The sequence below is a fragment of the Pseudarthrobacter sp. As-47 genome, assembly GCF_058215595.1.
In genome coordinates this window covers 2247149-2273669 of sequence record NZ_CM177088.1, presented here as the reverse complement: position 1 = coordinate 2273669, position 26521 = coordinate 2247149, and the positions used below count along the sequence as shown (strand labels likewise).

General features: G+C 63.4%; 28 protein-coding genes. 14 read left to right on the top strand and 14 right to left on the bottom strand.

The window, feature by feature from the left end:
- Positions 1-106: 106 nt before the first annotated feature.
- Positions 107-877 carry a GntR family transcriptional regulator gene (locus tag AC4BCK_RS10520; protein ID WP_174174401.1) on the top strand — a complete coding sequence of 257 codons (771 nt, stop codon included), beginning with the start codon at positions 107-109 and terminating at the stop codon, positions 875-877.
- Positions 878-989: 112 nt separating this feature from the next.
- Here the strand turns inward: AC4BCK_RS10520 and qcrB are convergent, their stop codons facing one another.
- The 4 genes from qcrB to ctaE all read right to left on the bottom strand — a co-directional run bounded on the left by qcrB (position 990) and on the right by ctaE (position 5357).
- Entirely contained in the window at positions 990-2660 is a 1671-nt protein-coding gene (gene qcrB / locus AC4BCK_RS10515) for a cytochrome bc1 complex cytochrome b subunit (protein WP_174174403.1), read from the bottom strand.
- Positions 2638-3711 carry a cytochrome bc1 complex Rieske iron-sulfur subunit gene (qcrA, locus tag AC4BCK_RS10510; protein WP_174174405.1) on the bottom strand — a complete coding sequence of 358 codons (1074 nt, stop codon included), beginning with the start codon at positions 3709-3711 and terminating at the stop codon, positions 2638-2640. The genes qcrB and qcrA overlap by 23 nt, the downstream gene beginning before the upstream one ends.
- A 96-nt stretch (positions 3712-3807) precedes the next feature.
- Positions 3808-4596, bottom strand: a complete 789-nt coding sequence (gene qcrC, locus AC4BCK_RS10505; RefSeq protein ID WP_174174407.1) for a cytochrome bc1 complex diheme cytochrome c subunit — start codon at positions 4594-4596, stop codon at positions 3808-3810.
- Positions 4597-4682: 86 nt separating this feature from the next.
- A complete protein-coding gene (ctaE, locus tag AC4BCK_RS10500) occupies positions 4683-5357 on the bottom strand; it encodes an aa3-type cytochrome oxidase subunit III (protein WP_217432071.1) in 675 nt (224 codons plus the stop codon).
- 113 nt (positions 5358-5470) lie between these two features.
- Between ctaE and trpD the strand changes: the two genes are divergently transcribed.
- Complete coding sequence (trpD, locus tag AC4BCK_RS10495; protein WP_174174409.1) at positions 5471-6526, top strand: anthranilate phosphoribosyltransferase; 1056 nt, start codon at positions 5471-5473, stop codon at positions 6524-6526.
- Positions 6527-6537: 11 nt separating this feature from the next.
- On the opposite strand, the gene AC4BCK_RS10490 is transcribed toward trpD, so the two are convergent.
- Positions 6538-6819, bottom strand: coding sequence for an Lrp/AsnC family transcriptional regulator (locus tag AC4BCK_RS10490; protein ID WP_013601017.1), 282 nt, complete (start codon positions 6817-6819; stop codon positions 6538-6540).
- Positions 6820-6927: 108 nt separating this feature from the next.
- Positions 6928-7329 carry a DUF3054 domain-containing protein gene (locus tag AC4BCK_RS10485; RefSeq protein ID WP_174174411.1) on the bottom strand — a complete coding sequence of 134 codons (402 nt, stop codon included), beginning with the start codon at positions 7327-7329 and terminating at the stop codon, positions 6928-6930.
- A gap of 73 nt (positions 7330-7402) precedes the next feature.
- On the opposite strand from AC4BCK_RS10485, the gene AC4BCK_RS10480 reads away from it, so the two are divergent.
- Together AC4BCK_RS10480 and AC4BCK_RS10475 are read left to right on the top strand one after the other, a co-directional pair.
- Positions 7403-7876 carry a VOC family protein gene (locus AC4BCK_RS10480; RefSeq protein ID WP_251420101.1) on the top strand — a complete coding sequence of 158 codons (474 nt, stop codon included), beginning with the start codon at positions 7403-7405 and terminating at the stop codon, positions 7874-7876.
- 33 nt (positions 7877-7909) lie between these two features.
- Entirely contained in the window at positions 7910-8059 is a 150-nt protein-coding gene (locus AC4BCK_RS10475) for a hypothetical protein (RefSeq protein ID WP_174174415.1), read from the top strand.
- 39 nt (positions 8060-8098) lie between these two features.
- On the opposite strand, the gene AC4BCK_RS10470 is transcribed toward AC4BCK_RS10475, so the two are convergent.
- On the bottom strand, positions 8099-9454 hold the full coding sequence (locus AC4BCK_RS10470; RefSeq protein ID WP_363958894.1) for an alpha/beta fold hydrolase: 1356 nt from the start codon (positions 9452-9454) through the stop codon (positions 8099-8101).
- 446 nt (positions 9455-9900) lie between these two features.
- Here AC4BCK_RS10470 and AC4BCK_RS10465 point away from each other — a divergent pair, with 446 nt between their 5' ends.
- Positions 9901-10692 carry an AfsR/SARP family transcriptional regulator gene (locus AC4BCK_RS10465; RefSeq protein ID WP_490565906.1) on the top strand — a complete coding sequence of 264 codons (792 nt, stop codon included), beginning with the start codon at positions 9901-9903 and terminating at the stop codon, positions 10690-10692.
- Between the two features lie 383 nt (positions 10693-11075).
- Here the strand turns inward: AC4BCK_RS10465 and AC4BCK_RS10460 are convergent, their stop codons facing one another.
- Entirely contained in the window at positions 11076-12122 is a 1047-nt protein-coding gene (locus tag AC4BCK_RS10460) for a M12 family metallopeptidase (RefSeq protein WP_251420103.1), read from the bottom strand.
- 202 nt (positions 12123-12324) lie between these two features.
- On the opposite strand from AC4BCK_RS10460, the gene AC4BCK_RS10455 reads away from it, so the two are divergent.
- The gene (locus AC4BCK_RS10455; protein ID WP_364273238.1) at positions 12325-13908 is read left to right on the top strand and encodes an alpha/beta hydrolase; all 1584 of its coding nucleotides are present in this window, start codon (positions 12325-12327) and stop codon (positions 13906-13908) included.
- A 396-nt stretch (positions 13909-14304) separates the two neighbouring features.
- Here the strand turns inward: AC4BCK_RS10455 and AC4BCK_RS10450 are convergent, their stop codons facing one another.
- The 4 genes from AC4BCK_RS10450 to AC4BCK_RS10435 all read right to left on the bottom strand — a co-directional run bounded on the left by AC4BCK_RS10450 (position 14305) and on the right by AC4BCK_RS10435 (position 17855).
- Positions 14305-14832 carry a hypothetical protein gene (locus tag AC4BCK_RS10450; protein WP_251420661.1) on the bottom strand — a complete coding sequence of 176 codons (528 nt, stop codon included), beginning with the start codon at positions 14830-14832 and terminating at the stop codon, positions 14305-14307.
- Between the two features lie 77 nt (positions 14833-14909).
- The gene (locus AC4BCK_RS10445; RefSeq protein WP_490565905.1) at positions 14910-15851 is read right to left on the bottom strand and encodes a recombinase XerD; all 942 of its coding nucleotides are present in this window, start codon (positions 15849-15851) and stop codon (positions 14910-14912) included.
- 565 nt (positions 15852-16416) lie between these two features.
- Positions 16417-16755, bottom strand: coding sequence for a helix-turn-helix domain-containing protein (locus AC4BCK_RS10440; protein ID WP_217432637.1), 339 nt, complete (start codon positions 16753-16755; stop codon positions 16417-16419).
- A complete protein-coding gene (locus tag AC4BCK_RS10435) occupies positions 16749-17855 on the bottom strand; it encodes a tyrosine-type recombinase/integrase (protein ID WP_490566886.1) in 1107 nt (368 codons plus the stop codon). Before AC4BCK_RS10435 ends, AC4BCK_RS10440 begins: the two co-directional genes overlap by 7 nt.
- Positions 17856-18271: 416 nt before the next feature.
- Between AC4BCK_RS10435 and AC4BCK_RS10430 the strand changes: the two genes are divergently transcribed.
- Genes AC4BCK_RS10430 through AC4BCK_RS10420 form a run of 3 tightly spaced genes read left to right on the top strand, consistent with a single transcriptional unit; the run spans position 18272 to position 21345 of the window.
- Positions 18272-19468, top strand: coding sequence for a type III polyketide synthase (locus AC4BCK_RS10430; protein WP_251420104.1), 1197 nt, complete (start codon positions 18272-18274; stop codon positions 19466-19468).
- A 49-nt stretch (positions 19469-19517) separates the two neighbouring features.
- Positions 19518-20168, top strand: a complete 651-nt coding sequence (locus AC4BCK_RS10425; protein ID WP_490566906.1) for a methyltransferase domain-containing protein — start codon at positions 19518-19520, stop codon at positions 20166-20168.
- Between the two features lies 1 nt (position 20169).
- Complete coding sequence (locus AC4BCK_RS10420; RefSeq protein WP_251420105.1) at positions 20170-21345, top strand: FAD-dependent oxidoreductase; 1176 nt, start codon at positions 20170-20172, stop codon at positions 21343-21345.
- Here the strand turns inward: AC4BCK_RS10420 and AC4BCK_RS10415 are convergent.
- Positions 21342-21764 (bottom strand): nuclear transport factor 2 family protein, encoded by a 423-nt coding sequence (locus AC4BCK_RS10415; protein ID WP_174174430.1) that lies wholly within the window; start codon positions 21762-21764, stop codon positions 21342-21344. The genes AC4BCK_RS10420 and AC4BCK_RS10415 overlap by 4 nt on opposite strands.
- 59 nt (positions 21765-21823) lie before the next feature.
- Between AC4BCK_RS10415 and AC4BCK_RS10410 the strand changes: the two genes are divergently transcribed.
- The 5 genes from AC4BCK_RS10410 (at position 21824) to AC4BCK_RS10390 (ending at position 25654) form a co-directional block, all read left to right on the top strand.
- Positions 21824-22498 (top strand): peptide deformylase, encoded by a 675-nt coding sequence (locus AC4BCK_RS10410; RefSeq protein ID WP_363955924.1) that lies wholly within the window; start codon positions 21824-21826, stop codon positions 22496-22498.
- A gap of 99 nt (positions 22499-22597) precedes the next feature.
- Positions 22598-23482, top strand: a complete 885-nt coding sequence (locus AC4BCK_RS10405) for a putative RNA methyltransferase (RefSeq protein WP_400634686.1) — start codon at positions 22598-22600, stop codon at positions 23480-23482.
- Positions 23483-23606: 124 nt separating this feature from the next.
- Entirely contained in the window at positions 23607-24071 is a 465-nt protein-coding gene (locus AC4BCK_RS10400) for an NfeD family protein (RefSeq protein ID WP_471898490.1), read from the top strand.
- A 33-nt stretch (positions 24072-24104) separates the two neighbouring features.
- Positions 24105-25046 carry an SPFH domain-containing protein gene (locus AC4BCK_RS10395; RefSeq protein WP_066275863.1) on the top strand — a complete coding sequence of 314 codons (942 nt, stop codon included), beginning with the start codon at positions 24105-24107 and terminating at the stop codon, positions 25044-25046.
- Between the two features lie 260 nt (positions 25047-25306).
- A complete protein-coding gene (locus AC4BCK_RS10390; protein WP_013600997.1) occupies positions 25307-25654 on the top strand; it encodes an RNA polymerase-binding protein RbpA in 348 nt (115 codons plus the stop codon).
- Positions 25655-25765: 111 nt separating this feature from the next.
- Here AC4BCK_RS10390 and AC4BCK_RS10385 read toward each other — a convergent pair whose 3' ends face one another.
- Complete coding sequence (locus AC4BCK_RS10385) at positions 25766-26509, bottom strand: polyprenol monophosphomannose synthase (protein ID WP_174174438.1); 744 nt, start codon at positions 26507-26509, stop codon at positions 25766-25768.
- Positions 26510-26521: the final 12 nt, after the last annotated feature.

The window sequence follows — 26521 nt, the reverse complement described above, 5'->3', positions numbered from 1 at the left end:
ATAGCTGCCCTGAGTCCCGCTCCACGAAGCGGCGGGCGTAGGGACCGCACTGGTCTAGACCTGCCCTAAAATTGGAGGGTGAATTCGAATCCAGGGGAGACCCGCCATGGCTCCTAGCGCGGCAGCCATCACCGGTGACATCGACCGGACCAGTGGAACAGCGATCTACGTGCAGCTCCGTGAAATCCTGCGTTCCTATATTGCACAGTCCTGCCCGCCCGGATCGGCCCTGCCCTCGGAGCGCGATCTTGCCGAGCGCTTCGGCCTGGCACGGATGACGGTCAGGCAGGCCATCGACGCCCTGGTGGGTGAAGAGGTAATCGAGCGGGTGGTTGGACTGGGGACGTTCGTCCGCAGGCCAAAACTGGATCTCCAGGTCAAACTGACGTCGTACAGCGAGGAGATGCAGCGGCGCGGGATGGTGCCGGCCGCGAAGGTGCTGAGCTTTGAGCAAATCGCTGCGAGTGCGTTCCTGGCACGGGAACTGCAGTTGGACGAAGGGACGCCGCTGGTGCGGTTTCGCCGCCTGCTCCTGGCCGACGGTGAGCCGATGAGTGTCGATGAGAACTTCATTCCCGCGCACCGCGTGCCGGGACTGCTGGACGGGGAACCGCCCACGTCGCTCTACAACGTCCTGAGTGAACAGTTCGGCCTGGTGATGGAGTGGGGCGAGGACATGATCGAGGCTACGGCTGCGTCGCCCTCCACAGCCCGCCTGCTGAACGTGGAGGTGGGCTCACCCCTGCTGAAGATCCAGCGCCACGCCTTTGTTGCCCGGGCGATGGTGGACTACTCCGTGTCATACTACCGCGCTGACAGATACAAGCTGTGGGTTCCGCTGCAGCGGCCCGGTGCGCGCCGGGCTCGAAACCACTAGGCGCCTCCGACGGTTGAGGGGATGCCCGAACACAGTTTTGCGCTTCCGGCACGATCTTAAACAATGAAGGCCCGGTCCTCGTGGACCGGGCCTTCATTGTCTATTGCAGAACCTAGTGGGACAGGCTCTTTGCTGCTTCTGGTGCCTCGACTGCCTCGTGGCCATGGCCATGGGCGGCTTCCAGCTCAGCTGGGGTGGCCGGGGCGACGCGGTCCTCGAAGAACCACTTGGAGAGGAACGCGCGGCGCTTTTCCTTGCGGGTCACCACGCCGTGTTCGTTGGGTACGGCGGGGAGGACCTCAGGGGACTCGAAGCCAACCAGCTTGTAGCGCTTGTACTCGTCCAGCGGTGCGTGCACCTCGATGAACTCGCCGTGCGGGAGCCGGACGATGCGTCCTGTTTCCCGTCCGTGGAGTGCGATTTCGCGGTCCTTCCGCTGAAGGGCCAGGGCGACGCGCTTGGTCACGATAAAGGCAATGATCGGGCCGATGAAGAACAGTGCGCGCAGCCAGTACGTGACGTCGTTCAGTGAGACGTGGAAGTGGGTGGCGATGAGGTCGGAGCCGGCCGCGGCCCACATGACGCAGTACCAGACGAAGCCGGCCATACCGATGGCGGTCCGTGTGGGGGCGTTGCGGGGGCGGTCCAGCACATGGTGCTCACGGTCATCCTTGGTGATCCACCGTTCAATCCACGGGTACATGAACATCACGGTGAACAGGATTCCGGCCGGTACCAGGGCGGGCAGCAGGACGTTGAACGAGAAGACGAAGCCAAGCCAGGTCTGCTCCACCTGCCAGTCCCCAAGGGTCCCGGGCATCAGGCGCAGGGCGCCGTCAACGAATCCGATGTACCAGTCAGGCTGGGTACCCGCGGACACGGGGGAGGGGTCGTAAGGGCCGTAGTTCCAGATCGGGTTGATCGTGAAGAAACCTGCCATGAGCGCCAGGACGCCAAAAACAATGAAGAAGAATCCACCGGCCTTGGCAGCATATACAGGTCCGAGCGGGTAACCGACGACGTTGTTGTCGTTGCGGCCGGGGCCGGGGTACTGGGTGTGCTTGTGGACCACCACCATGAAGAGGTGGAGGACAATCATCAGCAGGATCAGTGCCGGAACCAGCAGGATGTGCAGCATGTAAAGGCGGCCGATGACAGCCGTACCCGGGAACTCGCCGCCGAAGAGGAAGAACGAGATGTAGGTACCGATGACCGGGATGGACTTGATGACGCCGTCGATGATGCGCAGGCCGTTGCCGGAGAGCAGGTCATCGGGAAGGGAGTAGCCGGTGAAGCCGGCGGCCATGGCGAGGATGAGCAGTACGCTGCCCACAACCCAGTTCATTTCGCGGGGCTTGCGGAAAGCTCCGGTAAAGAAGACCCTCAGCATGTGCACGGCGATGGAGGCTACGAACAGCAGGGCAGCCCAGTGGTGCACCTGGCGCATGAACAGTCCGCCACGGATATCGAAGGAGATATCCAGCGATGAGCTGTACGCCACGGACATCTCCACGCCCTTCAACGGGACGTAGGAACCGTCGTAGTGGGTCTCCGCCATCGACGGATCAAAGAAGAACGTCAGGAACGTACCGGACAGCAGGAGGATGACGAAGGAGTACAGCGCCACTTCGCCGAACATGAAGGACCAGTGGTCCGGGAAGACCTTTCGGCCGAATTCGCGGAGGATTCCGGAACCGCCAACACGCTGGTCGACAAAGTCGGTAAACCGGCCTGTCTTGGTTTTGGCGACGAAAGCGGGCTCAGCTGTTGATGCTGCGCTCATGCATATCACGCTCCCAGTAACTTGGTCCTACAGGTTCTTTGAAGTCGCTGGTGGCGACCAAGTAGCCCTCGTCATCAACTGCGATGGGCAGCTGGGGGAGAGGCCGGCTGGCCGGGCCAAAGATTACCTTGCACTCTTGCGTGAGGTCGAAGGTCGACTGGTGGCACGGGCACAGCAGGTGGTGCGTCTGCTGCTCATACAGAGCAACAGGGCAACCGACATGGGTGCAGATCTTGGAGTATGCAACGATCCCGTTGTAGCCCCAGTCCTCGCGGCCCTCGGACGGGTTCAGGGATGCCGGGTCGAGACGCATGAGCAGCACGACGGCCTTGGCCTTTTCGTTGAGCTTGCCCTCGTGGAGGTCATTGAGGCCTTCGGGGATGACGTGGAACGCCGAACCGATGGTGACGTCGGATGCCTTGATGGGCGTTCCGTCGGGGTCACGAGCCAGCCGCTTGAGCTTGCCCTCCTGGGGTGCCCACAAGGTGTGGGCAAGCTTGTCGTCGGGACGCGGACCGAGGTCGCCGAAGATGGCAACTGCCGGCAGCGGTGCAAGGGCAACCGCACCCAGGAGCGTGTTCCGGATAAGGGGACGGCGCTTGATGCCCGTCTCCTCAACGATGTCGTCGACGATGCGGACAGCCGCCTGGCGGTCCTCCTCGTAACGGATCGCGTGGCGTTCCTCGGAAACTTCGTGGTCCGGCATCAGGGCCTTGGCCCAGTGAACGATGCCGGTGCCGATGCCGAGCATCGCGAACGCGGTTCCCAGGCCCAGCAGCATGTTCTGGAGCCGGATGGTTGCAATGCTTGACTCTTCGGCTCCCAGGTCGATGGCGAAGTACGCCACCAGGAAGATCAGGGTTCCAACAACAGAGATGCCAAATAGTAAGGCGACCTGCCGTTCTGCCCGCTTTGCGGCCTTCGGGTCCGTGTCAGCCAGGCGCAAACGGTGCGGAGGAATTCCAGGATCCTGGAACTTCTCCACCTCATTCTGACCAGCCGTAGCTACGGTGCCCGAGTGGTTCGGACTGCCGTCACTATGGTTGCCCATAATTCGCCTCATCCTTCTCTCGTCCCGGCGGATACCGGGTTAGTTTCTAATATCAAGCTGCTGACGGATCAGCAGAAGTGTGCGGTGGCGCAGGTGTCAGGATGTCCGGGAGGTCAACCAGATCGTGAAAGCGATGATGACGCCAAGGCCGGCGACCCAGACAAACAGGCCTTCAGCCACAGGCCCCAAAGAGCCAAGGTCGGCACCGCCCGGGGAACCGGTGGTCTCGATCTGCTTCAGGAAGGTGATGATGTCGCGCTTGTCTTCAGGAGTGATGTTGGAGTCGCTGAACACGGGCATGTTCTGGGGACCCGTCACCATGGCCTCGTAGATGTGCTTACCCGATACATCTGCGAGGGCGGGTGCGAACTTACCTCGGGTCAGGGCGCCACCGGCAGCGGCAGCGTTGTGGCACATGGCGCAGTTCACGCGGAAGAGCTCGCCACCGGCTGCGGCGTCGCCGCCTTCGTCAAGCAGGCTTTCTTCAGGAATCGCCGGGCCTGCGCCCAGGGAAGCGACATACGCTGACAGCTGGTTGGTCTGCTCATCGTTGAACTGAACAGGCTTCTTCATCGCCTGGGGACCGTTCATCTGCATCGGCATGCGGCCGGTGCCCACCTGGAAGTCAACAGCGGCTGCTCCCACACCAACAAGCGACGGACCCGCATCGGTGCCGCTGGCACCCATGCCGTGGCACGTGGCGCAGTTGGCGGCGAAGAGCTTGCCGCCCTCCTCAACGTCGTCGGCGCTGTAGGAGGTGGTGGAAGCCTTGGCCTCGTTGACGGTGGTAGCCACGGCGTAGAGCCCACCCGTGATGAGGAGCCCCATCAGGAGCAGCGCTATTGCTGCAAGTGGGTGACGCCGCTTTTGTGAGAGTGCCTTCACGTGGTGGTTCCTTTATTCGATCCTGCGCCGGCTCCGGGAGCCGCTACCTGAAATTCTGCCTCTTGTAGAAAAAGAATCAAAGCTGGCTACTTGAGTACGTAGATGACCAGGAAGAGGCCGATCCACACGACATCCACGAAGTGCCAGTAGTAAGAAGTGACAATCGCCGAAGTCGCTTCGAAATGCCCGAACTTCTTCGCGGCAAAAGACCGGCCCATGATGAGCAGGAAGGCAACGAGCCCGCCAATGACGTGCAGGCCGTGGAAGCCGGTGGTCATGTAGAAGGCGGAGCCGTAGGCGTTGGAGGAGAGCGATACGTGCTCAGAGACCAGCATCGCGTACTCCGTGGCCTGCCCGGCGACGAAGAAGGCACCCATGAGGAAGGTCAGGGTGAACCATTCGTTCATTCCCCAGCGGGCGAACTGGAACACACCCCCGGTCCTTCGCGGCTGCAGGCGCTCGGCGGCGAAGACGCCCATCTGGCAGGTAAACGAACTGGCCACGAGGACAATCGTGTTGGCAAGCGCGAAGGGGAAGTTGAGCTTGGCTGTCTCGTCCGCCCACATCTGTGCGCTTGTGGAGCGCAGTGTGAAGTACATGGCGAAGAGACCGGCAAAGAACATCAACTCACTCGACAGCCACACAACGGTTCCAACGGAAACCATGTTGGGGCGGTTCAGCGTGGGGTGCGCCGGGGTACTGGGGGCATGGGTCGCAGATGTCACATAGACATTATGTCTGTAAAAGTCCGTGCTGCCCAACGCAAACCGCCCTTTTCGGGGGACTTTTTCTACAAAGACGCGAATTCGCGCGGAAAAGTTCCCGCAGGGGTTCATATTGGTCAGTCCGCGCCAACGCTCGATAGCATCAGGAGGTGACTTCACAGGCTTCCGCACCGACCGGCAACTCTTGGCCCCGCCTGATCTCGGCACTGATCAGCCGGACAGATCTCACTGCCGACAATACGTCGTGGGCGATGGACACCATCATGTCCGGGGAGGCCACGCCGGCGCAGATCGCGGGATTCCTTGTCGCCCTCAGCGCCAAGGGTGAGACGGTGGAGGAGCTCTCCGGCCTGGTGGATGCCATGCTTGCCCACGCAAACCCCATCAGCATTTCGGGCGAAAAACTCGACATCGTCGGCACCGGCGGAGACCAGTTGAACACGGTGAACATCTCCACGATGGCGGCCCTGGTCGCTGCCGGCGCCGGCGCCAAGGTCGTCAAGCACGGCAACCGTGCGGCGTCGTCGTCGTCCGGTTCTGCCGACGTGCTGGAGGCCTTGGGTGTCCGGTTGGACCTGACCATTGATGAGGTTGCCCGCAACGCCGAGGAGGCGGGGATCACCTTCTGCTTTGCGCAGGTGTTCCATCCGTCGTTCCGCCACACCGCGGTCCCCAGGCGGGAACTGGCTGTTCCCACGGCGTTCAACTTCCTGGGCCCCCTCACGAACCCGGCCAAGGTGCAGGCCTCAGCTGTCGGCGTCGCCAACGCCAGGATGGCGCCGCTGGTGGCGGGCGTCCTGGCGCAGCGGGGGAGCAGGGGACTGGTTTTCCGGGGCAATGACGGCCTCGATGAGCTCACCACCACCGGGCCGTCCACCGTCTGGGAGATTCGGAACGGGGCTGTGAGCGAAATGACATTTTCGCCGCAGGACCTTGGCATCAGCCTGGCAACGGTGGAGCAACTTCGCGGCGGCAACGCGGAAGTGAACGCGGCGGTTGTCCGGGACGTCCTTGCGGGCAAGGAAGGCCCCGCCCGTGATGCCGTTTTGCTTAACGCTGCCGCTGGACTGGTGGCCTTCGACGAAAACGCCGACGGGCCCTTCCTGGACCGGATGAGGACGGCCTTTGTCCGTGCAGCCGAATCGATTGATTCCGGCGCCGCCGCAGCTGTCCTGGAGAAATGGGTTTCCCTTACCGCCCGCTGAGGGCGGCTTGCCTACTGCTCGAAGCCCAGGGAAAACGCCGCGTCCAGGTCATGCTGGGAGTAGGCGCGAAAAGCAATATGCGTCGTGGTGTGGACGACTGCCGGCACTTTCGAGAGCCGGTCTGCAATGACATCGGCCAGGTCCTCGTGCCGGTGCACGCGGGCGACGGCAATGAGGTCCCATTCGCCGGTGACGGAATATACCTCGCTGATGCCCTCGATCGCCGAGATCTCCTCGGCCGTCTCGGGGATGCGGGCAGCGTCGGTCTTGATCAGGACGAATGCGGTGATCACGTTGAACCCTTTCGGATCTGTTGCGCCGTGGCAGTGCCCGGCCGGCTTCTGCTGCCAGCCTATTACATCAGCACCGGGGTGCTGCTGGAGCACACCGCGTCCGGCCGCTTACGTACGGCGGCGTCGCCTCGCGCCTGCAAGCAGCAGACGATAGCCAACCAGCAAGACTCCAAGGCTGAGCAAAGCAACGATGACGAACGGGAGCACTACGGTTTGCCCCGTCACGGCCCTCAGGGTCATCCCGCCCGCCACGCTGCCGAGCCACACGGCAAGCCCGGCCCGGCGCACCGACAACGGGTCCCGCCATGCCCTTGCCACCAGCCACCCCAGGGCCGCGCCCGCGAGGAACGGCCAGGCCGTCTGCAGGACGCCGGCCAGAATGTCGCCGCGCTGGTGTGCGTCGCGTCCCACAGCTGCGAACACCAGGATCAGGACGACGTCGGCTGCTGCGGCACCGAGCAGCAGGGGCATGGTGGGCGGCTTTGGAGCTTTAACAGCGCGGGGACTCATGGATTCGAGCCTAATGCCAGCCGTTGTGCGGTGTGGAATGCGGCACTAGGCTCGAGCCGGAAGGGAGCCACGTATGCCACGGAAAATCGGTACCTGCCTCTGGTTCGAGAACCAGGCGGAAGAAGCGGCACAGTTCTACACTTCGGTCTTCGACGATTCGAAAATCCTGAACGTTTCGCGCTTCGGGGAGGGCGGACCGGGTGTGGCAGGTGAGGCTATCGCCGTCGACTTTGAACTAGAAGGCCGCGGATTCACTGCGCTGAACGGTGCGCGGGGCTCCAGCTTCACGGAAGCTGTCTCCTTCGTGGTGGACTGCGAGGACCAGTCCGCGGTGGACCGGTACTGGGAAGCACTTACCGACGGCGGCTCCGAAAGCCAGTGCGGCTGGTTGAAGGACCGCTTTGGAGTGTCATGGCAAATTGTTCCGTCGATCCTGCCGTCCTTGATCGCCGGCCCCGACCCGCACGGCTCGCAGCGGGCGATGCAGGCCATGCTGGGTATGGGGAAGCTGGACATCGCGGAGCTCCAGAGGGCCTATGACGGCTGACGCCGCCGGTGCGGCGATGACAAGGGGAGCCCTGTGAACAAGCCGCTCTGGATCTGCTCCCTGCTTGGCGCCGCCGTGGGCATCACCCTTGGGCTGGCTGTCTTCGACAGCCCGTTTCTCGGTTTTGCGCTAGGTCTTGGCGTCGGAGCGCTGGTAGGGGCCGGAATAGGATCCAAGCGCTGACCCGCCCGGCTGCGTTCCGCCTGCCCGGGCAGAAACTCGTTATGCGGTGCCGGCAAGAACAGTGTCCCGCATGTAAGCGACGAACTTGCCGGGCTCCTCGAACAGCGGCCGGTGCCCCGATTTCCCAAATTCCACCACCTCTACGCCGGGCGCAGCGAGAACCGATACCCATTCGCGGAATGGCTCAACCCGGCCGCGCGCCTCATGCGCGCCCTGGACGAAAAAGACAGGGATATCCAGCGAGACAGCTGTTTTCCGGAAGTCGGTGTCCTGGAGTTGCGGGTAGAGGACCGCGAAGGTGTCCATGAACGCGCCGAGCAGATGTACCTGGTCGGTAAAGGTGTATTCGGGGACGAGGAAGTTCTCGGAGAACCCGCCCTCACCTTCCGAATTGCCGGTGTGGTCGTAGGGGTAGACAGCATATTCATGGGACAGTGCGGTTTCGTAGTCGAGCATCCTCCTGTAGGGCGGGGGACCGATGTCCTCCAACTGACGGGCCAGTTCCTGGCTGTTGGTCTTTTTCGCCCAGTCAAGGGTGTCCTGGTAGAAAATCCGGTCGGTCTCGAGGGGACTGACCATTTGACCCACCCCAATGAACGCGCGGTACAGTTCCGGGGCCCGCTGTACGGCAATGACGCCGTGGATGGTTCCGCCGGACTGGCCCATGAGATATATGCGTTCCTGGCCAAACCGATCCCGCAGGTAATTGGTCACCGTAAGCGTGTCCTCGATGTATCCCTCCAGGCTAAGGGTGGAGGTTGGGTCAAGGTCCGGGTAGGACGTGCCGGTGCCGCGCTGGTCAAGCGTGGCCACAACAAAGATTTCTTCCAAGGCAGGGAGATGGTTGCGCATGGCGCCGAATTCGGATCCACCAGGGCCGCCGGCCAGGAACAGCAGGACCGGATTACGCGTACTGGCGCCGCGCAGCATCAGGCCCAGGTCCTTGTCCCCGGCCCGCACAGAGCTAAGCTCTGCAATGCTTCCGGCCAGCGGTTGGCCGTCAGGGCCCACCAAAGGGGCGGTCGATGCCGGCCGGGCAATCACGGCAGCCAACGCTAGGAGCGCCAGGCCGACGGCTACGGCAGCAGTTCTCCGAATTCCGCGCCAAAGTGCTGCGTGGCGGCCGGGGGAGTGCTGACCGGACCGCATAAGTGCGGCGCCAAGGGCCGCGCCGAGAATCATGGGAGTGAGGCCGAGAAGGGCGTGGAAACCGCGTCCTACGATGAAGGCAAGAAGGCCGTAAGGGCTGGTCTGGACGCTGTCCACGGTTGGTCCATCAACACCCATGCGGGTTGCTTCAAACACGGCGACGGAAACGGCAGGTGAAAAGAGCATCGCCCAGCGCGACCGCATCAGTGCTCCCGCAGAAACGCCCACGAACAGGCTGACAGCCATGGTCGCCAGTGCTTCCGCTGTTGTCAACGGGCCCCGAGGCATCAACCACCCGGAGAGGAGCCCCCATTCTCCAGCCAGGGCCACAGCGATGGCCGGCCCGGAATACCTGCCGGACATAATCTTGCCGGGAGACCCGGAGGAGCCTTTCCAAGGTGGCCGTTGCGTCGGTGATCCGGTACTGGGCACTGCTTGCAGCCTCCTGGCCACGCTGCTTCAGGGTCATGCCATGCTCTTGCACGGACATCCAGCATGCGGCTTTGCGGCTACAGCAGGCAGAGCCAAAAGTCCCGAGGTAGGCCGCACGGCGCTGGCTGTCCGTAAAGCCATACCGATAGCGGTCTCTCCCCTTGGAAAAAGGGGACAGAACGCATTGACAAGGGCAAACGAAATGAGGATCCTCAGTTCTACTGATCCACCACATTTAGCTGAACCGAAATCAGGTTCCCATGGACGACGACGGCTATGGAGAATTGAAACTGGACCTGCTCGGGTCCTGGCGCCTACGCCAGGACGGCGTCGTTGTCCACGTCGCGACACGGCAGCAGAGGCTCATCGCGGCCCTGGCCATTAAGGGCCCACGTCTCCGGAGCTATCTCGTAGGGCTGCTGTGGCCCGAGTACCCGGATTCCAAGGCCCTCGAAAGCCTGCGGGTCAGCGTCCATCTGACGTCCCGGCAGGTGCCGGGCCTGATCATCAACGAGGGCAGGTTGCTGTCCCTGAGCGACCGGGTTGAGGTCGATGTGAACCGGATCCGGGAACATGCGCGAACGCTGGGCCAGCCCGGCACCGTTGCAGGCGCCGCCTCCCTGCTTGGGGAGCTGCGTGATGCACCACTGCTTCCCGGCTGGTATGAAGACTGGGTGGTGTTTGAACAAAGCCGCCTGCAGCAGGACAGGCTGCAAATTTTCACGGATATCGCCGCGAGGTCGCTCACATTGGGGGACTACGGAACGGCAGGGGCAGCCGCAGAGGCGGCGGTGGGCATCGAACCGCTCTATGAGAACGCCGTCGGACTCCTGATTCGGGCAGAACTGCAGCGAGGCAATCCGGGGGCCGCGTTGCGGGCCTATGAGCGGTACCGGCAGCAACTGCAGGAGGACATGGGGCTGCTGCCCGCGGAGCCGGTCAGGGAACTCCTTGCCCCCGTCCTTGAACGCCGGGAGCGCGTGGCGAAGGAGCGCCTAGTTCCGGCCGGTGACCCCTGGCTGGGCGGCGAGCCAGTGCTTAACAACTTTTAGAACTTCCGCTGGGTCGGCAGTAGAAACAGTGTGCTGGCCCCGGCCGGCTGTCTGTCCGTAGGTAATTCTTGCCCTGAAGCCCTGGGGATGGCCCGGTTCATGCCAGGTGCGGATAATCAACAAACCTGTCGAGGGGAGCTCCGGATCGGCACCGGACTCACCAGCGGGCTCGGACCAGCTGTGCTCTTGCATCGCGCGGTCACGCCTCCCCGGGTTGAGTTCAATGTCTGGGAGGGCCAGGGCATACGCCCGGGCCCATCCTATTGCCGCCCGAAACTTGTTTTCCCTGGCGGGACGTCTGTTCAGGTGTTCTGATCTTGCTGGAGGAAAATCAGGAGTTGGCCCGCGTTTCCGAAATTTTGGCGCAAGAATGGCCGGGGCGGTCACCAGTGCATGACAGCGGTCTGTCCGGACTCTCCGGCCCAGTACAGACGGACACGCACCACGTACCGCCTGCCCTGGAACAGCTTCGCGGATACCCGTGAGTTCCGGTCTTCTCCGCTGTCATCGTCCCCGGCGACGAAGCGCAACCCGCCCTGGACTTCCTCGAACAGGACCAGCACGGTATCGGCTGCACCGAAGGTGCCTATCTCGTACTTGCGCGAGGCCTGGGGCTCCAGCGCAAAGTCAGCCTGGCCGCCGGGAACCAGGGAAAGCGGCACCGATTGGAACGGGTGGAGAACAGGCAGCGTGGGGTGCAGGGCGGGAAAGAACTTCCGCACCCATTCCTTATCCGCGTTGGACAGGCCGCCCGGCGGATTAAGCCCCGATTGGAATCGCGCAGGTTCCTTGATCAACCCGGCGGGGAACCAATACTCCATGACCGAATCAGGGTCCCAGGACGACCCGTCGACCTCGCTGGTGTCAATCTTGCGGAGCACATTGTGCAGTGTCTGCTCCGGCGGCCAGTGGTTGGGCGCGCCGCCGAAGTATTCGTACACCTTGGCTTCGTCCCAGACGATGCCGGAAAAGGGGTTCTGGTGTTCGTGCGGCAGGCCCAGGGTGTGGCCGATCTCGTGAAGTGCCGTGGTGCGGCCGTATTCATCTGTGAGATCCCAGCCAAAATTCATGGTGGGCTCGTTGGCGCTGATGCCCAGGACGTCCCGCCCGACGTACGACCATGAGCCGTCGCCCTGGTCAAAGGCGATCCGGACTTCCGCTTCGCTGCGGTCCGCCACTTCGGAAAACTCCAGGCCTATGCCCAGGTCCTTCCACTCCTTGAAGGCTGTGCGGACTGCTTCCTTTTGTGGCGCAGGCGCGGCCAGGAACCAGTAGTGCAGCACGGTGCCGTTGACCCATTTGAGCCTTAGCAGGCGGATGAGGCGCTCTCTGCGGGTCGACAGATCCGGACGGAGAACCGGACGGGTTTGGGGCTTTTCGTCACAGTGGCGGCCAGCTGGCTGGTCATTCACGGCTACTCGGTCATCCACGGCTGGCTCCTCGAAAGCTGGTCACTTCAGACCAGTACACTGCGGTGCCGTTACGGCCGCGTTATCACGGGCTGTCGGCCGCTGGTGCAAGAAAAAGGGCCGCGCGGTAACGCGGCGGTAACGCCTCCAGTGGTCCACTGCCCACAACAGGAGCATCTTTTGGCAGAAAGATCCGGATTCGTTGTTGCAGGAAGGACGAGGCATGGGATTCCCCGGCGATGATGGCAGGCTTCCGGTGATCTATGTCCGCGGTTTCGCCGGGACAGGCTCTGCCATTAACAATGCAGTGGATGATCCGTTTTACGGGTTCAGCCAGGGCTCGGTCCATGTCCGTGCCGACGGCAACGGACGGGCAAAGTTCCACCAGTTCGAGTCCCCGATGCTGCGGCTTGTCACCGACCACAAATACGAAGTCCCCGTCCACGGCGACCAGTGGGCCTTCTTGAACAGCGTGGACTCCGGCTCCGTGAACCCGGCATCGGTATGGATCCACCGGTTTTACGATGACTCCGCAGACACCTTCGGCGAGGAGGGGGAGAGCTTCTCCTTCGAAGACGCCGCCCGGGATCTTTTTGAGCTCATCAAGCTCGTCCTTGAGAAGACCGGTGCCCCCAAGGTTTTCCTGGTGGCCCATTCGATGGGAGGGCTGATCTGCCGCTCACTGTTGCAGCGCGTTATACCGGAAACCCTTGCCGGCAAAGAGGGCAAGGTCGACCCGGCCGCCGGGGCAAGGTACGTGGCACGGGTGTTCACCTATGCCACACCGCATGGCGGAATCCGCTTCGCCGTCGGCTTTGGCCTGCTTGAGAAAATCCGTGACGTCCTTGGTGTTCAAGGGGCAGACATTTTTGGACCGGACAGGATGTATGAGTACCTCACCCCGCCCGCACTCAGGCGGAGACTGACGCGGGACGCTTTTGTAGGAACGCAGATGCCGGATGACGGTTTTCCGCTGGATGAACTGTTTTGCCTTGTTGGCTCCAATCCCGGCGACTACGACGTCGCCTTGGGCCTTTCGTCCAAAGCGGTAGGAGCCCGAAGCGACGGCCTGGTCCAGATAGACAATGCCGCTGTCCAGGGTGCGCCGCTGGCGGTGGTGCACCGAAGCCACAGCGGCCGTTACGGCATCGTCAATTCGGAAGAGGGATACCAGAACCTCCAGCGCTTCCTCTTCGGCGACCTCAAGATCGAAGTTGAGCTGGCAGGGTTCACTGTCGGCAAGGAGGCCCCGCCTGAGGTCGAGTTCCAGCTTGATGTTGGCCTGGCCATTCGGGGGCTGCCGGTAATGGTCCACGAACAGAGTGCCGCGCACTTCTGTCCCGTCCAGATCGAGCATTGGAAGGAAGGGGACCCGATCGACTCGCCGTTGCCGCTGCTGACCACTTTTCTTTCCTCGAAAGCACCGCGGCCGCGGGTCGGCGGGAGGGAAGTGCCCCGGCTCCGTCACGCGCTCAGGCTGCGGTTGATGTCCATCAGGGAAAAGGAAGGACACTTCTTCTTTGATGACCATTTGGAGCAAACCGAGGACTGGCAGGACACCCTGGTGGTCGACATCGAACCTCCGGGCAAAGACCGGCCGCTGCCCAAAGCATGGGCAGCCTGGAACAGCGCCATTCCCACAGCAGTCCGCGACTGGAATCCCGAGGACAAGGACCAGTTGCGGGACATGGACGATACTCCCGGCCGCTGGCGGGGGCACATCGGCGTTCCGGACTTTGCGAAGGACCTTCTGGGTGCCAAGGCTGGAATCAACCTCACCGTGACTCCGCGGACCCTGGTCCTCTGAGGCCATCCCAGCCCGAGGCAGACGCGGCTGCGGGGGAGCGGCGTGTCCCCCCACAGAATTTTTCGAAGGCGTGTCGCTCCTGGCTGTACCCGCTGTGTCCCGAACGGGCGCTCGGGCGAACACACTGCTGCGGCAAGATCAGTGGGCATTCATTAGTCCGGAGACATTACGACGGCGCGCGGTCGCCTTTGGAATGCGTTCGGCCAAGTCACGTTATGTGAGAGTTCCGTCGATGGCCGGAAGGCACAGGAACAGGGGAGGTCAACTGGCCGGGGGCGGACCGCCCCGTACCTCTTCCAAAGTTTTACTGGCATCCCTGCGGATTCAAAGTGAGCGTATTCATCCTGCGGTAGGGCCGCTTGGTCAGTGGAAATAGCAGCCGAAGAGCCAATCTCCCTACCGAACTTTGAGCACGCGATCGGGTTGTTTGGAGGGAAGGCGCAACGACCGGCCACTTCGGGCAATTTTTTTTCCCGAGTCTTGCAGGCGCCATGTTGACTCCTTGGCCTGTCCACCCTGTAGCCAATCAAGCCGTTCCACGGGGCGTTTAAGCTGACGTTCCAGCCAGTTGGCTGCGAAGTGGCCGTAGGTATCCGGCGCTTCCTCCAAGCCGATAATTGTGAGGCCATCTCCGTCGTAGACATGGTTGTCCAAGACGTGGCTATCTCCCCATTCACCTTCCAAAGTGCGGCCGCTGGGTCCGTCGTGCCAGTACGCAACCTGAAGTGTGCACGCGTCCGGCGTCTCGATACCAGGGACGTCCAGAATCACGACTAGCGGTTTGATGCGTGCGAACACTTTAAAGGAATCAAGCTTGGGGTTCGTCGGGGGCCAGCCGGCGATGCCGCGAGCGAGCTCCTTCAGGAACTTCTCCTCTTCGGGCGTGCGGGCTCGATCTCCTTGGAACTGGCCATGCACCGTCATGGTGTGAGCCTAGCGCAGGCTGACAGTCGTGGCGGAGGAAAGTGCGTGTAGTCGTGGCCCGAGCTGCGGCGGGAAGGTCATGGTTTGGTTCGGAGGTTGACGTAGCGGGACCAGGCGTCGCCTGCTGCGTCGGCGTGGAGGAACGCGATTTGATGGCTGTAGCCGAGGGCGTCGGCGACCAGTGGCGGCGGTGAGACTAACAGGTGTTCGTCCAGGGCAGTGTTTCGTGCGCCGCGCAGGTCGATGCCCAGGCTGCGGAGCCTATCCATGATGCCGTTTGGGTGAAGTGGTTGTCCGGCCCGGGTCCCCGGGAAGAGCCAAGGGCTTTGTGCGTCTGATCCTGTTCTGAGATTCGGACGGCCTTTAAGGTGCTCTCGAAGCAAGTCGGCGAAAGGTTCGGGAATGGGCACTGGATGCGGGCCGAAGGTGATCCACATGTTGCCGGTGCTTTCATTGGTTTCGATAGCGTCGGTCCGGAGTTTGGCGACCCGAACGAGCGGCTGGGCGTAGAGAAGCAGCAGGATGCCGGCGACTCGGTAGGTCAGGGACTCGCTGGTGCCTGTAAGCAGTTCCCGGAGCCAGGCCACGCGCTGGTCCTGGGTGATCGCGGGGCGGGTCTTGGCTGTGTAGTGGCCCATGTCCACTCGGTGGTTTGTGCCGGTGTTCTTGATGAAGACGATGAAGGTGCGGACAGCTTTTCTGGTCGTGGGACCGGTTGCGAGCCAGGTTTCGATGTCTTGTTGGTTGCAGTTCGCCGCTGTCCGCTGGTGGGTTTCCCAGAGCCAGTCCAGAAACTTGATGGTCTCCGTGATCTCCTGTTTGGCGGAGTGCACCGGGGCCTGGGCACTCTTCTCCGGTGTTGTCATGGATCGGATGCGCCGGAGGTGATGCCAGGTGGCGAACTGCGCGACGGGTTTGGCGACCTCCTCGGACAAGTCGCGGAGCTTGTCGTCAACCCAGGTCTCGAACCGGGCCAAATACGGGTCCTGGTAGGGGAGGAGTCCGTGATGAATGAACAAGGCGCGCAGGTGATTGGCTTCGCGGTTCGCTGACTCAGCCGCGGCATCGAGTCCTTCGTGCGTCAGCGGAGTCTCCCCGCTCGATAGAGAGCGGAGGAGGGCTTGGACTTTGGGGGAGCGCTTCCACGTGATGATGCTTTCAGGCCGGTCTGCTTTGCAGAGGACATCGACAATTCTGCTGGCTGTTTCGGGGTCGGAAGATTCTGTCAGCAGTTGCTCATTGAGGTCCTCCCGGAGGGCGCAGCGGGCGCAGATACCGCGTCGGTAAAACTCACCTTCAACATTGCAGCGGGTGCAGTGAAAGTCATGGAGGATGCCGGCGCAGGGCGCGCAGCGGGGCCCTCCGCTGCTGTCCTGTGGTCCGGGTAGAAGTCTGTGCTGGCCGCAATCCGGACAGGTCCCGTGGGTGCGGGTGGCGGTGGTGAAGCAGGGCCCGCAGATTCGGCCTTCGGGCCAGGTGGCGCGTGTTCGGCCGGCGGCCCGGCCGCAACGTGCGCACGTCGCGGTCCCGGTGGTGCGGGGCCGGCCGCGGCTGGTGCTGCGGGGGCTGAGGCCTTCGGGTTTGTCAGTGGTCATCGTCGATGATGCGTGCCCGTCGTGGTCTGACGGTGCGGTTCAGGTCAACGACGTTGGGGGCGCTGGTTCCTGTCTTGCGGGCGCGGACGTCGGCGGCTGTGACGGTGATGAGGTCTTCGGGTCCGCAGGAGAAGATGTCGCAGATCGCCGCGATGACCTGCAGCGCAACGCGTTCGGGTTTCTGGTTGACGAGCCGGTAGACCTGTGGCCGGGACAAGGTGATGCCGCGCTCGGCCAGCAGGGGGATGAGGTCCGTGGTGTTGTGCAGTCCCCGCGCTGCCATGAGCTCAGAGAGCCGCCATTTGTATTCGACTTCGCGTCTCACCATTGACCCCTCATCTGCACGCCCAGGACTTCATCCATGGTGCGGTCCAGCGCCGCCCGGAGGGTCGTGTTGCGGAAGTCGTCGCTGACGAACTGGTAGATCCCGGTGGTTGAGGCGTGTTCGTGGCCCATCTGATGTTGCACGAATCTAGGATCCCATCCGTCCTCCAGCAGGTGCGTTGCATAGGAGCGCCGGAGCGAGTGCAGGTCCAGGCCATCCAGCGGCAGGCCCAGCTCGTTGAGGTAGCGCCGGAGCCGGCGCAGCAGGGTGGGTTCACAGATCAGGCCGCCGCGTTCGCTGGGGAAGAGGTCCAGGGTGTCGAGCGTGCCGCGTCCGTTGGCGAGCCAGTCCTCGATAACGCCGGCGGTCCAGTCGAAGACCGTCAGGACGCTGCGGGGTTTGTGCGGGGAGCCCTTGCGTGATTTGCCGAACCGGACCTTGCAGACGCCTGCCTTGCCGAACCTTCGTGCTTGGGGGTTGGCCGCAAAGTCGATGGTTTGCAGGTGCCGGAGCTCGTTGAACCTGAGCCCGTACGAGTAGGCGACTTTCAGCATGACGGCGTCCCGGTAGGCTGCCTGCCAGCCTTTCTTGCCTGAGGCGGCGATGAGTTCGACCTGGTCGTCGGCGTGATCGAACAGCATCTGCAGTTCCGTCTTTGTGAACGGCCGCTTGGAGGCGCGTCCTTCGTACTCCTGCGTGTGGGAGGCGGTGTTCCAGTCAAAGAAGACCTGGGACGGGTGTGTGCCGAAGCGCTGTTCGCAGACCTGGTCCCAGCCGTAGTCGGGGTTCGACACGTATGACGTGAACCGGCGGAGCGTCGACTGGTAACCGCGGACGGTGGAGTGCTTCAGCTGGTGGATCGAGCGGAGGTCGCCGAAATACTCCTCGACATGCTCCGGTGCCCAGTTCCAGGGGAACTCGTTCACATGGTTCACGAACCGGCGGACGCATTCGATGCCCTTGTCGATCGTGTCGAACTGGAGGTTCCTGGAGAGCTGCTGGTTGCGCCACCCGGTCAGCATGTCCTCAAGCGTCTGTTCCTCGGGATGCAGCAGCTGAACAGCGCTCAGCTGCAGCACACGCCCGGACGCGTCGACCGCCATTTTCGACCCACAGTTCCATCGAAGTTTGCACTCAAATCCTGAATCAATGATTCATCAAATGCATCATCAGCACAAAACCGCAGGTCAAACGCTTGTATTGGCCTCTTCGAGATTCGGCGTTGCAGCCCTCAGGAGCGCTTGGGCCGCGGCACATCAAAGCCGTCAGGCCGCAAAATCCGCGGAATCTCAAGGAAGTTAGAGAACTCCTTGCTGGTCCCGGGGGATCGCACAATTGATTCATCTGATGCAATACGCAGAGTACTACTTTACATAATGTAGATTATCGGCGTTATCTTAGTGACCCCGGAAGCGGCCTGATCCGCCACGCCGGCGTCTCAGAGAAACACTCAACAAGTCCGCAGGTCAGCGCCTCGACCACCGTTGCCTTTATCCCGCGGCTCGCTAAGAATGAACCAATGACGGTCTACGTGCGTTCACTTGAAACTGCAGTTCCGAAAACGATGCTGATCCAGTCCGAGGCCCGGGACGTTTTTGCGGCGCAGCCCGGACTGACCCGGCTCGGTTCGCGGCTGGTGGGCACATGCTTCGATGCGGCGGCCATCGACACCCGGTTTACGGCCGTTGAGGAAATGACCAACGATTTCCAGGCCGAGGACCCGCAGTTCTACGACGCCGCCACCGGCCTGCTGCTGAATCCCAGCACCAAAGTGCGCAACGAGATCTTCGGCCGGGAGGCCACGAAACTGTTCGTCGCCGCTGCCCGTGCCGCCGTCGAGGCCTGCCCGGAACTCGATTTACTTGACATAACTCATCTGGTGACCGTCTCCTGCACGGGTTTCTTCAACCCCGGGCCCGACTACAAGATCGTGCGGGAACTCGGCCTGGACCCTGCCGTCCAGCGATACCACCTCGGCTTCATGGGGTGTTATGCGGCCTTTCCAGCCCTCCGCGCCGCCAAGTCGTTCTGCGAGGCCGACCCCAACGCGGTGGTCCTGGTCGTCTGTGCGGAACTGTGCTCGCTGCACGTGCGCACCTCCAACGATCCGGACACCATCATGGGATCGGCGCTGTTCGCGGACGGCGCCGCGGCCGCCGTCGTGACAGCCAGGCCGGGCATGGAGGACAAAGCCCTGCTGCAACTGGATCATTTCGAAACGGTCCTCACGCCCGTCGGCGAAGACTCCATGGCATGGAACATCGGCGACAACGGATTCGAGATGGTCCTGGGCAATTACGTTCCGCACATCATTGATGACCACATCGTTGGTGCGCTCCAGCCGCTCCTGGCCCGGGAGCCGGAACTCGCGGCACTCCCCTACTCCGCCATCCGCCATTGGGCCATCCACCCGGGTGGCCGGAGCATCCTGGACAAGGTCGAGTCCCGGCTCGGCCTGACGGAGGAACAGCTGGTCCCGGCCCGTGAAATCCTCAGGAACTACGGGAACATGAGCAGCGCCACGGTCCTGTTTGTCATCAAACGCATCCTGGAACAGGCACCCGAGCCGGGAGACGAACGGATCTGCTCCATGGCGTTCGGTCCGGGGCTCACGGTGGAGACCGCGCTGTTCACCAAACTGCGGCAGGCCCCGCGCCCTGCACCGGAAGAACACAACGGGCAGGAGCGGCTGGCGGCGGAAGCTCCGGTGGCCTGACCAGGTGGACTTCCTGCTGCGGCAGCGCGACGCCGGGGCCACGGAGATCATGGACCTGCCCGACTGCGACCCCGAGGCCCTGGACAATACCTACAGGCAGTTTGCCCTGGTGAACCGCGTGCTGTCCGGATGGCGGCGCCTGTACGTTCGTGAACTGCGCCCCTTCCTTGCAGCCGCCTCCCGCCCGGGAACGCTCCTGGACATCGGGTCGGGAGGCGGCGACCTCGCCACCATGCTGGCGCGCTGGGCCGCACGCGACCGGCTCGCACTCCACATCACAGGCATTGATCCGGATCCCCGCGCCGCCGCCTTCGCCCTCCGCAGGACTGCCGTTCCGGGCGTCAGTTTCCGTCTGGCCCACAGTGCCGACCTCGTACAGGAGGGCAGGCAGTACGACTTCGTGATCTCGAACCATGTCCTCCACCACCTTGATGCCGGCCAGCTCCAGGAGCTGCTGGCGCACTCGGAAACGCTTGCCCGGAAAGCAGCGCTCCACAACGATCTCCGCCGCAGCCCCGCCGCCTACGCCCTGTTCAGTGCTGCAGCACTTCCTTTCCGCCACTCCTTCATCCGCGCGGACGGGCTGACCTCCATCCGCCGGAGCTATACGCGCGCGGAACTAAGCGCCCTCGCTCCCCCGGGCTGGGCGGTCCGGACCGGCAGCGCCTTCCACCAGGTCCTCGAATACCAGGGGAACTGACATGGCCACGGACGTGGTGATCGTTGGCGGCGGACCGGTGGGCCTTTACCTGGCCGCTGCGCTCCTCCAGGAGGGAGTCTCGGTCCGCATCATCGAACAGAGGACGGAACGGAACATCCATACCCGCGCCATCGGAATCCACCCGCCCGCCCTCGACGCTCTGGACCAGGTACAGCTGGCCGCCGCCATGGTGCAGGAGGGGGTACCGATCCGTACAGGCCTTGCGGTCAGCGGCGGACGAACAGTGGGGAGCATGTCCTTCGACGGCGTATCCGCAGCCTTCCCGTTCGTACTGGCCCTTCCCCAGCACCGGACAGAACAGCTTTTGGAGGATCGCGTCCTTGCCCTCGACAGCGGGGCCATTGTCAGGGGCGTCAGGGTTACGGGACTGCACGACGACGGCGCAAGGGCCGCCGTCGTCGTCGAACCTTCCGCTGGAGGGACGGGACCGCGGGACCTCACGGCGTCCTATGTGGTCGCCGCCGACGGCGCGAAATCGCGGATGCGCCAGGTTCTTGGCGTGCCCGTCCGCACCAAGGCCTATCCGGACCACTACCTGATGGGCGACTTTGCGGACTCCGGACACCACGGGCAGATGGCAGTCCTGTACCTTGAATCCGGGGGAATCGTTGAGTCATTCCCGCTGCCGGCCGGTCTGCGGCGGTGGGTGGTGCGCCTCGGCAAGCCGGCGGAGGCGGCAGACGCCCGCCGATTGGCCCGCCTGGTGCTGCAGCGGACGGGAATCCTGCCGGACGTGGAGACCAACACCATGCTGAGCGCGTTCAGCGTGCGGTCCGCCCTGGCCCGCCGCACCGTGGCGGGACGGGCGCTGCTGATCGGGGACGCTGCGCACGAAATCAGCCCGATCGGCGGCCAGGGCATGAATCTTGGCTGGATGGCTGCCCGGGCCCTATCGCCCCTGATCCGCCAGGGCCTGGCAGGAGAGCCGGTGGAAGAGGCACTGAAGGAGTTCGAGGCCCGGCAGTGGCGGGCCGCCGTCATCGCCAGGCGCCAGTCCGAAATCAACATGATGCTGGGCCGTCCCCTGCCGTCGCCCTTCCTGCAGCTGCGGAACCTGGCCATTGGCACCGCCGCATCGGTTCCGGCACTTAACCGGTGGACGGCCAGGCGCTTCACCATGCAGCAGCCACGAGCGCCGGAAGGGCACGCCCGTTAGGAACTACCGCGGAAGTAGCAGTCGTAGCTGTCCTGGCTCACAATCCTGCCGTCCCTGACCTCGAAGACCGATGACGTCCTGGCTCGGATGGTCTCTCCCCTGTCCCAGTACGGCAGATCCAGCAGCACTGTCGCCGACCAGTCCGCCTCCACCGCCACCCTCCCGCCTTCACAGGTGGTGCGCCTGATGCTGAACTCCTGGTCCGACACCACCTCCGAACTCTGGTCGGCACCGGCAAGGACAGAGGCCAGCGTCCGGGTGGAACCTTCCGGAGCCAGGAGGTGCGGCGCTTCAACCAGCACGAAGGATTCCGCCAGGAAGGGCCGGAGCTCAGCGGATCCGCCGCCTGCTTCGAGGACCCGGATGAATCCCAGGACGCAGTCCAGTGCGGGGGTATTCAGGGAGGGGTGTTCAGCCATGGAAAAGACACTAGCCCAGGCCGGCGGGCAGGACCGCACACCGCCAGTAGGCTTTTCCCATGAGCCAGAATCCGCCGGAGACCACCCTCAGCGACGAACAGATCAGGGAGACTGTGGAGCAGATCCTGTCGGCGGGGACGCTGCCGCCCATCGTGCAGGCCGGGCATCCCGCCCTGCGCCGGCGCGCCGCCGCTTTTGACGGGCAGCTGTCTCCCGGCCAGCTGGACCGGCTCATCGAACTCATGCGGCAGGTGATGCATGAGGCTCCGGGAGTGGGGCTGGCAGCGCCGCAGCTCGGCATACCACTCCAGATAGCCGTCATTGAGGACCAGTACGACGTCGACCCCGAGGCGGCAGCGGTGCGGAAGCGGAGTCCCCTGGAGTTCATGGCGCTCCTGAACCCCCGGTACTCCCCGCTGGGCACGGAGCTGGCGTCCTTTTATGAGGGTTGCCTCTCCCTGAACGGACTGCAGGCAGTGGTTGCACGGCCCGAAAGAGTCCTGCTGGACTTCCAGGTGCCGGATGGCTCACGGGCACAGAGGGAGTTCTCAGGCTGGCAGGCCCGCATCGTGCAGCACGAGACAGACCACCTGAACGGCGTTCTCTACATTGACCGCGCCCAGCTGCGCTCGCTCAGCAGCAACGCCGAGTACGCCGCCCACTGGGCTGAGCCCGGAATCGGCAAGGCGCGTGAGGGGCTTGGGTTCGGCGACGGACCCGTCACCCTCCCCTGATCAAGGTATGGCTGTCACAGGTACGGCGAAGGCAGCCATGCGCAGCACCCTTGCCTCTGCCCGCCGGGCAGCCCTGTAGACAGCCCTAAGATAGTGGCTATGCCTTCCCCCGCGGACCTCCCGCTGCTGTGCCCTGTTTGTTCCCAGCCGTTGGAGCGGGTGGGGCCGGATGCCCCAGGACAGAGCCGCCTTCGCTGCAGCTCCGGGCACAGCTTCGATGCGGCCCGGCAGGGCTATTACAACCTGCTCGTGGGCAAAGGCACCGCCTTCGAGGCTGATACCGCCGGGATGGTGGAGGCCCGGTTCAACTTCCTGGCGGGCGGGCACTACCGGCCCCTCGCAGAAGCCGTAGCGGCCGCCGTCGTACCTTCCCTGACCTGCAAACCCGCCGTCGTCCTGGACTCCGGAACCGGAACCGGACATTACCTGCGGGTCCTGCTGGACCACGCGGCAGCAGCGGGCCGGAGCGTAGCCGCCGTGGGCATGGACATCTCCAAGTTCGCCCTCCGGCGCGCTGCCCGGCTCAACAGCGAGGCATTGAACCTGGTCTGGGACGTGTGGCAGCCGCTGCCGGTGGCCGGCAATTCGGTCGACGCCATCACGGTCATATTCGCGCCGCGCAATGCCCTGGAGTTCGCCCGTGTCCTGCGGCCAACGGGCCGGCTGGTGGTGGTCACGCCACGCTCCGGGCACCTCGGCTCCATTGCCCGCATCACGGGCATGCTCGGTATTGAAGAAGGCAAGGACAGCCGGCTGGCTGCGGCGATGGCCCCCCATTTCACCGCCGCGGAAACCCTCGACATCGAATTCCCCTTATCGCTGACCCGCAAGGAAGCAGCCGACCTTGCCTTCATGGGACCCGCAGGGCACCACCTTGACCTCAGTGCCATCGCAGGCCGGCTTGAGAACGAGCCCGGGACTATTCACACCGAGGCAAGGTTCCGGCTCACTGTCTTCCGGCCCGCAGAGCCCCCGTCAGCGTAACGACTTGGCCACTATCCCCCCACACAGGTGCAGTGCCCCCCATAAGGCGGACGCCAGCACTACGATGGAAGGACAGTTACTGGCCGGCCCTGGACGGGGCCTCCCGTAGCGAAGGGGGAGCACGATGTTTGAATGGTTGGGCGAAAACTGGTGGGCACTGTGGCTCTCGGCTTTCCTCGCTTTTGCAGTGATCGAGATGATCACGCTTGACCTTTTTTTCATCATGCTTGGTGGAGGTACCCTCGCCGCCATGGTGGCGGATTTCGCCGGCGCGGACCCCTGGCTGCAGATTGTGGTTTTCTGCGTCGTTTCCCTGCTCATGATTGCGTTCGTCCGGCCTGTGGCCCTGTCCCACCTGAAGAAGGGGCCGTCCGAGCAGCGGACCAATGTAGACCGGCTGATCGGCGAGCAGGCAGTAGTGATGGAGCCCGTCTCGTCCGACGGCGGCCTGGTGAAAATCGGCGGGGACATCTGGAGTGCGCGTTCCGCTGCGGGGGTCCTTCCCGCCGGACAAAAAGTAGTCGTAGCCGCGATAGACGGCGCCACTGCCGTCGTCTCGGCGGCATCGGATGCCGACGGCAAGTCCTGATACAGCCTGATCAATTGGGGAAAAAGGAGATGTATGGATAACGCAGGAGGAGCCGCACTCGCCATAGTGCTGGTGGTCCTGATCGTGTTTGTGATTATCGTTCTGGTCCGTGCGGTCCGGATCATTCCGCAGGCCCGCGCGGGAGTAGTTGAGCGGCTGGGCAAATATCAGAGGACGCTTAATCCGGGACTGACCATCCTGATACCTTTCGTTGACCGGCTCCTGCCTCTGCTCGATCTTCGTGAGCAGGTGGTGTCATTCCCGCCGCAGCCCGTCATCACCGAGGACAACCTGGTGGTCTCCATCGACACCGTGGTCTACTTCCAGGTAACTGATCCGCGCGCGGCCACGTACGAGATTGCCAACTACATCCAGGCCGTTGAGCAACTGACCACCACTACCCTGCGCAACGTCGTTGGCGGACTGAACCTGGAGGAGGCACTCACCTCCCGCGACCAGATCAACGGCCAGCTCCGCGGCGTCCTGGACGAGGCCACCGGCCGGTGGGGAATCCGGGTTTCCCGTGTGGAGCTGAAGGCCATCGATCCGCCCCACTCCATCCAGGACTCAATGGAGAAGCAGATGCGCGCCGAGCGCGACCGGCGCGCGGCCATCCTGACTGCCGAGGGAACCAAGCAGTCAGCCATCCTGACCGCTGAGGGCCAGCGGCAGGCCTCGATCCTTGCGGCTGAAGGTGACGCCAAAGCAGCAATCCTCCGTGCTGACGGCGAAGCGCAGGCGATCCAGAAGGTGTTCGACGCCATCCACAAGGGCAATCCGGACCAGAAACTGCTGGCCTACCAGTACCTCCAGACACTGCCCAAGCTGGCGGAGGGCTCCTCGAACAAGCTGTGGATCATTCCCAGCGAGGTCGGCGAGGCACTCAAGGGAATCGGCAACGCACTGGGCGGGACTACCCCTGAATCCGCAGGCGGCCTGTTCGACGAAGTCGGGGCCAAGCCGTCCGAACCGTAGAACCCGGCACCCGGATTCAGCATCCTGGCCGGCCGTGAGGGAGGGATCCGCTTCAGGGCGGGTCCCTCCTTTTGGCTGTTCCACCGGGATGCCGGTATAATTGTGTATTTGTCCGGCCGGAGCAGATCCGCTGGAACAACAAAGCTTCGCGATGCGTTGAATCTAGAGATGCAGCACAGAGCACACAGTAGTCCGGCGGCGCTTCGCCGCCACCGGCTAGCGCGGTGTTGTACACCGCGAACCGACCAGAGGGAGAAATCATGAGCGATCGCAGCCTGCGGGGCATGCGCCTTGGTGCACAGAGCATGGAAACCGAGTCCGGAGTAGAGCCGGCTCCGCGCCAGCGTGTTGAGTACCGGTGCGAGGACGGCGAGCAGGTCTTCGTCACCTTCTCCTCAGAAGCGGAAATTCCCCCTGTCTGGGTTTCCAAGACCGGCAAGGAAGCGCTCCTGGTTGATGGCGAACGGCCCGACACCAGCAACGACAAAGCGGTCCGTACCCACTGGGACATGCTCCTGGAACGCCGCTCGCTGCCCGAGCTTGAGCAGATCCTCGAAGACCGGCTGACCATCCTGCGCGAACGCCGCGGAGAGCGCCGCTCCGCCTAGAGGTTTTGGACTGTTGCTCTGACAGAAAAGGGAGCCGCCCCTGCACTTTCGTGCGGGGCGGCTCCCTTTTCCGTTGGTTGAGCCATCCGCCGTGGCGGCGGTGCTGTAGCCCTAGGAGCGGCCGGATGCCTTCTTGCGGGTCAGTGTGTTCCAGCGTGCCTGCAGACCCCACTTGGTGACGTTGATCATGGCCTCCACCACGATGTTGCCGCTCATCTTGGAGGCTCCAAGTTCCCGCTCAACAAAAGTGATGGGCCGTTCCTCGATACGGAGTCCCATCCGGGCCACCCGGAAGGCGAGGTCCACCTGGAAGCCGTAGCCGACGGAATCCACCTGGTCCAGGTTGAGCTTCTCCAGCGTTGTCCTGCGGAACGCGCGGTACCCGCCGGTGACATCCTTGATGTTCAGCCCCAGCATGAGGCGGGCGTAGGTGCTGCCCACCCGGGAAATGGCCTGGCGGTACAGCGGCCAGTTCACGACCTTCCCGCCGGGAACCCAGCGGGAGCCCATGGCAAGGTCAGCGCCCTGCTCCACAGCTTCCAGGAGCTGGGGAAGCTGCTCCGGCTGGTGGGAACCGTCCGCGTCCATCTCCACCAGCACGTCATATCCGGCGTCCAGGCCCCACCTGAAGCCGGCAATGTACGCGGCTCCGAGCCCTTCCTTGCCCTTCCGGTGCAGGACATGAACCTGGGAATCCTCAGCGGCGAAACGGTCCGCGAGCTGGCCGGTGCCGTCAGGGCTGTTGTCATCCACCACCAGGACGTCCGACGCAGGAACTGCCGCGCGAAGCCGCTCAAGGGTCTTGGGCAGCGATTCCAGTTCGTTGTAGGTGGGAATGATGGTGAGGACTCGCACAGGGGGCCTTTC

Coding starts and splice junctions, on each gene's coding strand:
- AC4BCK_RS10520 (WP_174174401.1), top strand. CDS start 107: ATGGCTCCTAGCGCGGCAGCCATCACCGGTGACATCGACCGGACCAGT.
- qcrB (WP_174174403.1), bottom strand. CDS start 2,660: ATGAGCGCAGCATCAACAGCTGAGCCCGCTTTCGTCGCCAAAACCAAG.
- qcrA (WP_174174405.1), bottom strand. CDS start 3,711: ATGGGCAACCATAGTGACGGCAGTCCGAACCACTCGGGCACCGTAGCT.
- AC4BCK_RS10485 (WP_174174411.1), bottom strand. CDS start 7,329: ATGAGTCCCCGCGCTGTTAAAGCTCCAAAGCCGCCCACCATGCCCCTG.
- AC4BCK_RS10480 (WP_251420101.1), top strand. CDS start 7,403: ATGCCACGGAAAATCGGTACCTGCCTCTGGTTCGAGAACCAGGCGGAA.
- AC4BCK_RS10470 (WP_363958894.1), bottom strand. CDS start 9,454: ATGGCTGTCAGCCTGTTCGTGGGCGTTTCTGCGGGAGCACTGATGCGG.
- AC4BCK_RS10465 (WP_490565906.1), top strand. CDS start 9,901: ATGGACGACGACGGCTATGGAGAATTGAAACTGGACCTGCTCGGGTCC.
- AC4BCK_RS10455 (WP_364273238.1), top strand. CDS start 12,325: ATGGGATTCCCCGGCGATGATGGCAGGCTTCCGGTGATCTATGTCCGC.
- AC4BCK_RS10450 (WP_251420661.1), bottom strand. CDS start 14,832: ATGACGGTGCATGGCCAGTTCCAAGGAGATCGAGCCCGCACGCCCGAA.
- AC4BCK_RS10440 (WP_217432637.1), bottom strand. CDS start 16,755: ATGGTGAGACGCGAAGTCGAATACAAATGGCGGCTCTCTGAGCTCATG.
- AC4BCK_RS10435 (WP_490566886.1), bottom strand. CDS start 17,855: ATGGCGGTCGACGCGTCCGGGCGTGTGCTGCAGCTGAGCGCTGTTCAG.
- AC4BCK_RS10430 (WP_251420104.1), top strand. CDS start 18,272: ATGACGGTCTACGTGCGTTCACTTGAAACTGCAGTTCCGAAAACGATG.
- AC4BCK_RS10425 (WP_490566906.1), top strand. CDS start 19,518: ATGGACCTGCCCGACTGCGACCCCGAGGCCCTGGACAATACCTACAGG.
- AC4BCK_RS10420 (WP_251420105.1), top strand. CDS start 20,170: ATGGCCACGGACGTGGTGATCGTTGGCGGCGGACCGGTGGGCCTTTAC.
- AC4BCK_RS10415 (WP_174174430.1), bottom strand. CDS start 21,764: ATGGCTGAACACCCCTCCCTGAATACCCCCGCACTGGACTGCGTCCTG.
- AC4BCK_RS10410 (WP_363955924.1), top strand. CDS start 21,824: ATGAGCCAGAATCCGCCGGAGACCACCCTCAGCGACGAACAGATCAGG.
- AC4BCK_RS10405 (WP_400634686.1), top strand. CDS start 22,598: ATGCCTTCCCCCGCGGACCTCCCGCTGCTGTGCCCTGTTTGTTCCCAG.
- AC4BCK_RS10400 (WP_471898490.1), top strand. CDS start 23,607: ATGTTTGAATGGTTGGGCGAAAACTGGTGGGCACTGTGGCTCTCGGCT.
- AC4BCK_RS10395 (WP_066275863.1), top strand. CDS start 24,105: ATGGATAACGCAGGAGGAGCCGCACTCGCCATAGTGCTGGTGGTCCTG.
- AC4BCK_RS10390 (WP_013600997.1), top strand. CDS start 25,307: ATGAGCGATCGCAGCCTGCGGGGCATGCGCCTTGGTGCACAGAGCATG.